Here is a 7,948-nt window from a genome sequence, read left to right on the forward strand (position 1 = left end):
TATGACTACAGCTACTGAGGTGCAGCGCGACAGCGCTGCATCGACTGCTGCCGGTCGCGTGGTCCGAGTCATCGGACCTGTCGTCGACGTGGAGTTCCCGCGTGGCGCTATGCCGGCACTGTACAACGCACTCGAGGTGGAGGTGACTCTGGAGTCGGTGGCCAAGACCATCGTCCTGGAGGTCGCCCAGCACCTCGGTGACAACATCATCCGTGGTGTCTCCATGGCCCCGACTGACGGACTCGTCCGTGGCGCCGAGGTCATCGACACCGGCCGTCCGATCTCCGTGCCCGTGGGCGACGTCGTCAAGGGCCACGTGTTCAACGCCCTCGGTGACTGCCTCGACGAGCCCGGCCTCGGCCGTGACGGCGAGCAGTGGGGCATCCACCGTGAGGCCCCGAACTTCGACCAGCTCGAAGGCCGCACGGAGCTCATGGAGACCGGCATCAAGGTCATCGACCTGCTGACCCCGTACGTCAAGGGCGGCAAGATCGGCCTGTTCGGCGGCGCCGGTGTGGGTAAGACGGTGCTCATCCAGGAGATGATCACCCGTATCGCCCGCGAGTTCTCCGGTACCTCCGTGTTCGCCGGCGTCGGCGAGCGCACCCGTGAGGGCACCGACCTCCGTCTGGAAATGGAGGAGATGGGCGTCCTCCAGGACACCGCCCTCGTCTTCGGCCAGATGGACGAGCCCCCGGGAGTCCGTATGCGCGTGGCGCTGTCCGGTCTGACCATGGCGGAGTACTTCCGCGATGTCCAGAACCAGGACGTGCTGCTGTTCATCGACAACATCTTCCGTTTCACCCAGGCCGGTTCCGAGGTCTCCACGCTGCTGGGCCGTATGCCCTCCGCCGTGGGTTACCAGCCGACCCTGGCCGACGAGATGGGTGTGCTCCAGGAGCGAATCACCTCGACCAAGGGCCGTTCGATCACGTCTCTGCAGGCCGTCTACGTGCCTGCCGACGACTACACCGACCCGGCACCGGCGACGACCTTCGCCCACCTGGATGCGACGACCGAGCTCAACCGTGCCATCGCCTCGAAGGGTATCTACCCCGCGGTGGACCCGCTGACCTCGACCTCGCGCATCCTGGAGCCCGGCATCGTCGGCGAGCGCCACTACGCGGTCGCCCAGCGTGTGATCGGTGTTCTGCAGAAGAACAAGGAACTGCAGGACATCATCGCCATCCTGGGTATGGACGAGCTGTCCGAAGAGGACAAGATCACCGTCCAGCGTGCCCGTCGTATCGAGCGCTTCCTGGGTCAGAACTTCTTCGTCGCGCAGAAGTTCACCGACATCCCCGGCTCCTTCGTGCCCCTCGAGGACACGATCGACGCCTTCGAGCGCATCTGCGACGGCGAGTTCGACGCCTACCCGGAGCAGTGCTTCGACGGTCTGGGTGGACTCGACGACGTCGAGGCCGCCTACAAGAAGCTCACCGAGAAGTAAGGGGTCACGCACATGGCTGAGATTGCCGCTGAACTGGTGGCCGTGGAGCGGATGCTGTGGTCGGGTAAGGCCACCTCCGTCACCGCACAGACCACCGAGGGCGAGATCGGCGTGCTCCCCGGTCACGAGCCGCTGCTCGGCCAGTTGGTCGACAACGGTGTCGTGGTCATCCGGACCACCGAGGGTGAGACCTTCGTCGCCGCGGTACAGGGCGGTTTCCTGTCCGTGTCCACGTCGAAGATCACCATCCTCGCCGACTCCGCGCTGTGGGCCCACGAGGTCGACACCGCCGAGGCCGAGGCGCGCGTCCGCGACGCCTCGACCGACGAGGAGCGAGAGCTGGCGCAGTCCGAACTTCGCGCCGTGAAGCGTCTGCAGGAGAGCTGACAGCCGCTCCAGCCTGCCGCCGGGCCGGCCACCTCTTCACCGAGGTGGCCGGCCCGGTTTTCGTCGTGCGTGCACCTGCGCGCCCGGACCGGCGGCTCGGCTTGCCTATTCCTTTTGGTACTGCCCCTGAACGACGGTAATATCGACGAAAAGTTCTAAGGCGCGACCCCGCCGGCCCGGATGACCACCGTGCGGAGGGATCGCGACCGAGAAGGGGCGTGACTGGTGCTGTTGAACATTCTGATTACCGTCGTGGTGATCGCACTCGCATGTGGCGTGATAATCGCCGGCGCGAGATTCCTCACCCTCCGCAGTCGGGGCATCCCCGTGGTGGTCAGAAGCCTTCCCAACCAGGACGGGCGGCACTGGCGCCACGGGGTTCTTGTATACGGCAGCGGTATCGCCCGGGTGTACAAGCTGCGCTCCGTGCGTCCGGAGTCGGACCTGCAGCTCAACCGGCACCACACCGAGATCACCGACCGGCGCATCATCACCGACCGTGAGTCGGCCTTCCTGGAGCCCGAGCTTCACGTGATGACGTTGGAGGACGGGGCCAAGACCTGGGAGGTCGCCCTGGACGATGCGGGGGACACGGCCCTGGTGTCGTGGCTGGAGTCGGCACCTTCGGAGCGGATGATTCGCTCGGACCTGCGCACGGTGAGGAAACGGGGCATACGGTAGCCTGTCCCTCATGCGTTTGGTCATCTGCCGCTGCTCCGTCGACTACGAGGGGCGCCTCGCGGCCCATCTCCCGGAAGCTGACCGTCTGGTCATGGTGAAGGCGGACGGCTCGGTGAGCATCCACGCCGACGACCGTGCCTACAAGCCGTTGAACTGGATGACGCCGCCGTGCACGCTCAGCGTCGCCGAGGGCGACGACGTCCCCGACGAGCTGTCGGAGCAGGGCGTGACGGCGGTGTGGACGGTGGAGAACCCGAAGAAGGAACGCCTGACCATCAAGATCGGCACGGTCTACTCCGACACCTCCCACGAGCTCGGTGAAGATCCGGGCCTGGTCAAGGACGGTGTGGAGTCGCACCTGCAGGAGCTGCTCGCTGAGCAGATCGACATCCTGGGGGAGGGCTACACCCTGGTGCGCCGGGAGTACCCGACCGCGATCGGGCCGATCGACATCCTCTCCCGCGACGCCGACGGTGCGGCCGTCGCCGTGGAGATCAAGCGGCGCGGTGGCATCGACGGGGTGGAGCAGCTCAGCCGGTACGTGGAGCTGCTCAACCGGGACGAGCTCCTGGCCCCGGTGCAGGGTGTCTTCGCCGCCCAGGAGATCAAGCCCCAGGCCAAGACCCTGGCCGAGGACCGTGGCTTCCGCTGCGTCACCCTGGACTACCAGGCGATGCGCGGGGTGGAGTCCGACGAGCTCCGCCTGTTCTGACGTAGGCCGGGAGCGGGTCGATGCCGAGACGCAACAGGAGGGACGCGACCCCGTCGCGCGGGCTGCCGCGCGACGGTGGGTCCTACCTGGGCACCCGGCGTGAGGACGCGCCGTCCTGGGCGGGCGGGACGTCCGGCTGGACGGAGAGTTACCTGGTTCGACGGATCGGCCCGAAGGCGGCGGTGAAGTACTACGTCTGCCCGGGCTGCAACCAGAACATCCCGCCGGGGGTGGCGCACATCGTCGCCTGGCCGGACTCGCACCGCGGTGGCGACGACCGGCGTCACTGGCACTCCGGGTGTTGGGAGCGGAGGCGTACGGGGCGGCGCTAAGATGGGGCGCCATGACGACACCGAACCATCCGGGACAGCATCAACAGGGCGGCGCGGCGGCCCCGAACCGTTTCGCGGCCGGCGCCGTGGACCTCGGGGCGGTCAAGGAGGCCGCCGACCAACGCCAGCGGGCGGCGGAAAGGTCGAGGCAGGAGGCCGAGTCGGGGGCGCGCATCGCCCGTAGTGCGGCGGTGACGCCGGAGAGTTTCGAGCAGGACCTGGTGGTGCGCTCCACCCAGGTCGCGGTGATCCTTCTGCTGGGCAGTCCGCGTGCCGAGGGGTGCGCGGAGATGTCCGCCGAATTCACCCGACTGGCTGAGGCGCAGGACGCCTCCGGCGCCCCCGTGCAGTGGGTCTTCCGCGAGGTTGACGTGGACACCACCCCGGAGATCGCCCAGGCGCTGCAGGTGCAGGCCGTGCCCACGGTGCTGGCGCTGGCCGGCGGACGTCCGTTGACGAACTTCGAGGGCGTGCAGCCCGCCGAGCAGATCGCGCAGTTCGTGGACGCCGTCGTGCGCGCCGTGGACGGTCGGCTGCCGGGGCTGCCGGAGTCCGACGGTAGCGAAGACGCCGGTGCCGGCGCTGACGGCCTTGACGCCACCGACGGGGGAGAGGACGCCGTCGACCCGCGCTTCGAGCGCGCCGGCGTCCTGCTGGACGGCGAGGACTACGCCGGGGCGGTCGCGGTCTACGACGAGATCATCGCGAACCCTGGCGCAGACCCCGCCGCGGAGCCGGAGGCCGTGCAGGAACTGGTGGCGGAGGCGCGTGCCGCCCGCGTGACGGCACTGCTGCTGGAGCGTTCGGCGCAGGGGGCGTCCGACGAGGTCGACGACCTGCTGCTGGCCGGTGAGCGGGTGCAGGCCTTCGACACCCTCATCGAGCGCATCAGGACCAGCGCCGGCGACGAGCGCGACGCCGCGCGCAGCCGGCTGCTGGAGATCTTCGCCATGTACGACACCGCCGATGCCGAGGTCATCGCGGCGCGTACCCGCATGGCCTCGGCACTGTTCTGAGGTGGGTGGGGCCGGTGGACCCCTGATCCACCACGGCGCGGCACGGTAGGGCACGATGGAGGACGTGAACGACACCATCATCTCCTCACCCGCCACCGCCGACGCCCTCGACGAGGACCTCGTCCTCGACCTGCGCGAGGTGACCATCGTCCGCGACGGACGCCATGTCCTGCACCCGGTGACCTGGCAGGTCGAGGTCGACGAGCGGTGGATCATCATCGGTCCGAACGGGGCGGGCAAGACCTCCCTGCTGACCATCGCCGGGGCGCGCCAGTACCCCTCGTCCGGCACCGCCCGGATCGTGGGGGAGACCCTGGGCAAGACGGACGTGCGCGAGCTGCGCACCGCGGTGGGCATGTCGTCGGCCGCGGTGGCCCACCAGGTGCCCGGCGGGGAGAAGGTCCTCGACCTGGTGATCTCCGCCGGCTACGACGTGATGGGCCGCTGGCGTGAACGCTACGACCGGGGTGATGAACTGCGTGCCATGGAGATCCTGGAGCAGATGGGTGCGCTGCACCTGGGGGAGCAGACCTGGGAGACGCTGAGCGAGGGCGAGCGTAAACGCGTGCTGATCGCGCGTGCCCTGATGACCGACCCTGAACTGCTGCTGCTCGACGAGCCGGGCGCAGGCCTGGACCTGGGTGGGCGTGAGGACCTGGTGCGCATGCTCGGGGAGCTGGCGGAGGACCCGGACGCCCCTGCGACGGTGATGGTGACCCACCACGTCGAGGAGATCCCCCCGGGATTCACCCACGGCATGATCCTCGACGAGGGCAGGGTGGTCGCCCAGGGGCTGCTGGAGGACGTGATGACCTCCGAGAACCTGACCCGGGCGTACCACCAGCCGATCTCGTTGTCCTTCGACGACGGGCGCTACTTCGCGCGCAGGGCACGCACCGGGGGAAGCCACCGGGCACGCTGAGGGCCAGGAACCGGCCCACACGACTATGGTGGAGGACATGGTGGACGGCAGTGTGAACGGCAGTGAGCGTGACGGCGCACGTGACGGGGCACCTGACAGGGCACGTGACGGGGCCCCGGGGGCGGTCGTGCCGGCCCGGCACGCCTCGACGCTGATGCTGCTGCGAGATACGCTCAGCGGCCCGGAGGTGTACGTCCAGGAGCGTGCGAGCACGATGCGTTTCTGCGCGGAGATGACGGTCTTCCCCGGTGGCGGGGTGGACGCCCGGGACCTGCCCGGCGACGGCGACGGCGACGGCCACGACTCCCCGGAGATCGGCTGGCAGGGCCCCTCGCCGCAGTGGTGGGGCGAGCGGCTGGGGACCTCGCCGGAACTGGCGCGCGCCCTGGTGTGCGCGGCGGTGCGCGAGACTTTCGAGGAGACCGGCACCCTGCTGGCCGGCTATGCCGGTGAGGCAGGGGAGAACGGTTCCGGGCCGGTGCGCGACACGGTTCCCTACCTGCCGTTCCGGCAGGAGCTCGAGCAGCACCGGCTGGCCTTCTCCGACTTCCTGAGCATGCACGACCTGGTGCTGCGCGGCGACCTGCTGCGCCCGTGGGCGAACTGGGTGACCCCGGAGTCGCAGCCGATCCGGTACGACACGGCGTTCTTCGTCGCCGCGATGCCCGAGGGGCAAGAGACGCACGGGGACACCCGTGAGGCCAGTTCGACGGGCTGGTTCCGTCCGGCCACGCTGCTCGACGGCTGGCGCAACCGCAAGATCAACCTCATGCCGCCGACGTGGTCGCAGCTGAAGATGCTCGACACCTTCCGCAGTGTCGGGGAGATCCTGGACTTCGCCGAGACGCTGCGGGTGGACCCGGTGCGTTCCGAGCCGGTCGACGAGCCCTACATGGCCGAGTACTACCTGCTGGAGACCCGGATGTACGGCTACCCCGAGCGGGTGTTCGCCCCCGGCATGAAGTTCGCCGTCGACCCGGGGGAGCTGCCCCCGTCCCCGTTCGCGTGAGTTTCACGCTGGAGGAGGTCGACTGGCTCGTGGCGCACCCGGACGCCGTGGCCGGGGCGGAGAACCTCGCGCTGACGAAGTCGAGCCGGGTCGCTGACACCGCGACGCTGCGCCGGGAACACGGCGAGCACGCCCGCGCCCTGATGGAGCTGGTCGCCGCCCGGCGTTCGGCCGTGGCCGGCGGCAAGGTGCCCGGTGACTGGCTGGTGTGCGGGGACTCCGCCCAGCAGGCGACACCGGCGGTGGTGGCCGCCGAGCGGGCGGACCACATCGCCACCATGCTCGGGGCCGGCACCGGCGGGCAGGCGGGCGGGGGGCTCGTCGTCGCCGACGTGACCTGCTCGGTCGGTACCGAGCTGCCGCATCTCGCCGGACGCTTCGGCACGGTGCTCGGCGGCGACCTGGATCCGTCCCGGCTGGCGATGGCGCGCCACAACATGACGGTCACAGGACAGGACGCAGGACGCGTCGCGCTGGTGCGTGCCGACGCGGTGCGTCCCGTCTTCGCCCCCGGTGCCGTGGACGTGGTGGTCGCGGACCCGGCCCGCCGGACGGCCCGCGGGCGGATCCGCGACCCGAAGGACCTGCTTCCGCCGCTGCCGGACCTGCTCGAGGCGCACCGGGGGTCCGCGGTGGCGGTGAAGTGCGCCCCGGGCATCGACTACGGCGAGTGGGAGGGCCAGGTCGACGTGGTCAGCGTGGACGGCGGGGTGAAGGAGGCGTGCCTCTACACCCCGGAGCTCGCGGCGCACGAGCGTCGGGCCGTGGTCTTCCGCGACGGTCGACGCCGCGTCCTGACCTCCGACGACCCGGAGTCCGAGGAGGTGGGCCGCGTGGGGCGCTACATCCTTGACCCGGACGGTGCGGTGGTGCGCGCCGGGCTGGTCCGTCAGTACGCCGCCGCCCTGGGCTGGTGGCGGGTGGACCCGCACATCGCCTACCTCAGCGGCGACTCCCTGGAGGACCTGTCGGCGAGGGGGACGGGGACGGGGACGGAGGGGGCCTTCCTGCCCGGCCAGCGCGTCTTCGAGGTGATCGAGGAGGTCCAGCTGAAGAAACTGCGTCCGGCGTTGGCGGCGTTGGACTGCGGACGTCTGGAGATCCTGGTGCGTGGGGTCGACGTCGACCCGGACCAGTTGCGCCGCAAGATGAAGCTCAAGGGCGGGCGGGAGCTGACGGTCGTGCTCACCCGGATCGGCGACGCCTCTGTAGCGGTCATCACCGAGGAACTACACCTGCGGGGGTAGTTCTAAATAAATGATTTCTGCGACAGTTGGCCTCGTCGTCGCAGGTGACGCGCTTACGCCGGTGACGTGACCCGGGGGGAAATCCCAATGTGGGGTACATCACGGTGATTCGCAGGTAGACTTCGGACCGAAGAAAAGCACCCCAAGCAGGAAGGCCTATGAATGTCGAACATCGTGGTTCTGGTCAAGCAG

At 69.3% G+C, this 7,948-nt stretch carries 9 protein-coding genes; all 9 read left to right on the forward strand.

Annotation, left to right across the window (positions count from 1 at the left end; all coding sequences use genetic code 11):
• Window position 1: 1 nt before the first annotated feature.
• The 9 genes from atpD to ACT3UN_RS12575 all read left to right on the forward strand — a co-directional run bounded on the left by atpD (window position 2) and on the right by ACT3UN_RS12575 (window position 7,756).
• Window positions 2-1,450, forward strand: a complete 1,449-nt coding sequence (gene atpD / locus ACT3UN_RS12535; protein ID WP_301443188.1) for a F0F1 ATP synthase subunit beta — start codon at window positions 2-4, stop codon at window positions 1,448-1,450.
• Window positions 1,451-1,462: 12 nt separating this feature from the next.
• On the forward strand, window positions 1,463-1,837 hold the full coding sequence (locus ACT3UN_RS12540) for a F0F1 ATP synthase subunit epsilon (RefSeq protein ID WP_301443187.1): 375 nt from the start codon (window positions 1,463-1,465) through the stop codon (window positions 1,835-1,837).
• 255 nt (window positions 1,838-2,092) lie between these two features.
• The gene (locus ACT3UN_RS12545; protein ID WP_444626430.1) at window positions 2,093-2,518 is read left to right on the forward strand and encodes a DUF2550 domain-containing protein; all 426 of its coding nucleotides are present in this window, start codon (window positions 2,093-2,095) and stop codon (window positions 2,516-2,518) included.
• 10 nt (window positions 2,519-2,528) lie between these two features.
• The gene (gene nucS, locus ACT3UN_RS12550) at window positions 2,529-3,230 is read left to right on the forward strand and encodes an endonuclease NucS (protein ID WP_301443185.1); all 702 of its coding nucleotides are present in this window, start codon (window positions 2,529-2,531) and stop codon (window positions 3,228-3,230) included.
• Window positions 3,231-3,250: 20 nt separating this feature from the next.
• Window positions 3,251-3,562 carry a hypothetical protein gene (locus ACT3UN_RS12555; RefSeq protein WP_441579534.1) on the forward strand — a complete coding sequence of 104 codons (312 nt, stop codon included), beginning with the start codon at window positions 3,251-3,253 and terminating at the stop codon, window positions 3,560-3,562.
• Window positions 3,563-3,573: 11 nt separating this feature from the next.
• Complete coding sequence (locus tag ACT3UN_RS12560) at window positions 3,574-4,578, forward strand: tetratricopeptide repeat protein (RefSeq protein WP_441579533.1); 1,005 nt, start codon at window positions 3,574-3,576, stop codon at window positions 4,576-4,578.
• 55 nt (window positions 4,579-4,633) lie between these two features.
• Window positions 4,634-5,500, forward strand: coding sequence for an ABC transporter ATP-binding protein (locus ACT3UN_RS12565; protein ID WP_301443937.1), 867 nt, complete (start codon window positions 4,634-4,636; stop codon window positions 5,498-5,500).
• Between the two features lie 154 nt (window positions 5,501-5,654).
• Window positions 5,655-6,509, forward strand: coding sequence for an NUDIX hydrolase (locus ACT3UN_RS12570; RefSeq protein ID WP_301443939.1), 855 nt, complete (start codon window positions 5,655-5,657; stop codon window positions 6,507-6,509).
• On the forward strand, window positions 6,506-7,756 hold the full coding sequence (locus tag ACT3UN_RS12575) for a class I SAM-dependent methyltransferase (protein ID WP_444626395.1): 1,251 nt from the start codon (window positions 6,506-6,508) through the stop codon (window positions 7,754-7,756). Before ACT3UN_RS12570 ends, ACT3UN_RS12575 begins: the two co-directional genes overlap by 4 nt.
• Window positions 7,757-7,948: the final 192 nt, after the last annotated feature.

The organism is Corynebacterium sp. AOP12-C2-36 (genome assembly GCF_052379185.1).
In the GTDB taxonomy this organism is placed as follows: domain Bacteria; phylum Actinomycetota; class Actinomycetes; order Mycobacteriales; family Mycobacteriaceae; genus Corynebacterium.

Coding starts and splice junctions, on each gene's coding strand:
- atpD (WP_301443188.1), top strand. CDS start 2: ATGACTACAGCTACTGAGGTGCAGCGCGACAGCGCTGCATCGACTGCT.
- ACT3UN_RS12540 (WP_301443187.1), top strand. CDS start 1,463: ATGGCTGAGATTGCCGCTGAACTGGTGGCCGTGGAGCGGATGCTGTGG.
- nucS (WP_301443185.1), top strand. CDS start 2,529: ATGCGTTTGGTCATCTGCCGCTGCTCCGTCGACTACGAGGGGCGCCTC.
- ACT3UN_RS12555 (WP_441579534.1), top strand. CDS start 3,251: ATGCCGAGACGCAACAGGAGGGACGCGACCCCGTCGCGCGGGCTGCCG.
- ACT3UN_RS12560 (WP_441579533.1), top strand. CDS start 3,574: ATGACGACACCGAACCATCCGGGACAGCATCAACAGGGCGGCGCGGCG.
- ACT3UN_RS12565 (WP_301443937.1), top strand. CDS start 4,634: ATGGAGGACGTGAACGACACCATCATCTCCTCACCCGCCACCGCCGAC.
- ACT3UN_RS12570 (WP_301443939.1), top strand. CDS start 5,655: ATGCTGCTGCGAGATACGCTCAGCGGCCCGGAGGTGTACGTCCAGGAG.